Origin of the sequence: Halorubrum sp. SD690R, assembly GCF_005435035.1 — an archaeon.
In the GTDB taxonomy this organism is placed as follows: Archaea; Halobacteriota; Halobacteria; order Halobacteriales; family Haloferacaceae; genus Halorubrum; species Halorubrum ezzemoulense.
Window position 1 is genome coordinate 1 of the sequence record NZ_SGTV01000101.1, and the last position, 784, is coordinate 784.

At 58.8% G+C, this 784-nt stretch carries 1 protein-coding gene; it reads right to left on the reverse strand.

What is annotated here, in order from left to right:
• The coding region (locus tag EXE41_RS18595; RefSeq protein WP_137691794.1) for an IS1595 family transposase at positions 1-784 on the reverse strand (784 nt) is incomplete at both ends.

The following is a 784-nucleotide window of genomic DNA, read 5'->3' on the forward strand; positions in this document are numbered from 1 at the left end:
CCTGCTCCAAGCCTTGCTTGGACAGGCCGCGGAACTTCCGCAGCCACGGTTGAACGAGCGAAAACAGGCATTCTGCCTGATTGATGTGGACTCCGTCAGGCGATACGTACCTCTCTTTGTGGACGACCGTTCGGTGATCCCGATCCATCTCGCGGTACGCTTGGAGTCCATCTGTCCAGACCTCTCCCAGCCGCTGGGAGAGGTCTTCAGCTCCCTGAATCACTGGCTCAAGATCACCTTCGTAGTCGATCCCGCGCTGTCCGCGAATCACACGAAGTGAGTCGCGGCACGCCGCGACGAGCGTCAGCTGGTCACCGTGACGCCCTCGCCAGCGTGACCGGCCAGTGCGCGACGAGCCGCCGCGAGAACTGCTGTTTCGCGGCGGCTCTTGACCTTTATAACTAGAACAGACTTTACCAGATTCGTCGACCTGTGTCGGTCCATCGACGGTCTGGTTAAACAGTTTCCAGGTGAGGGGGAAGCCGCGCTGAACCGCGGCTTCCGCCTCCCGAATCGCTGTGTGGATGGTTTTGTAAGCACGACCGAGCAGCGGCACAATCTGGTTGATGCTCAGCAGTGTATCTGCGTAGAGGGTGAAAGCGAGAAGCACCTCTCCTGCGGTGAGGTGCTTCTCGTGAAATGGCGTTCCATGGGTGTATACTGGCTTAAATTCGCAATTACGGCACCGAACTCGGTCGTGTTTCTCCCACGTCATAATGCTCTGGCGACCGCAGCGAGGACAGGAGGTATTCTCCCAGAACTGCTTGAGCCGCCGCTCGATGCG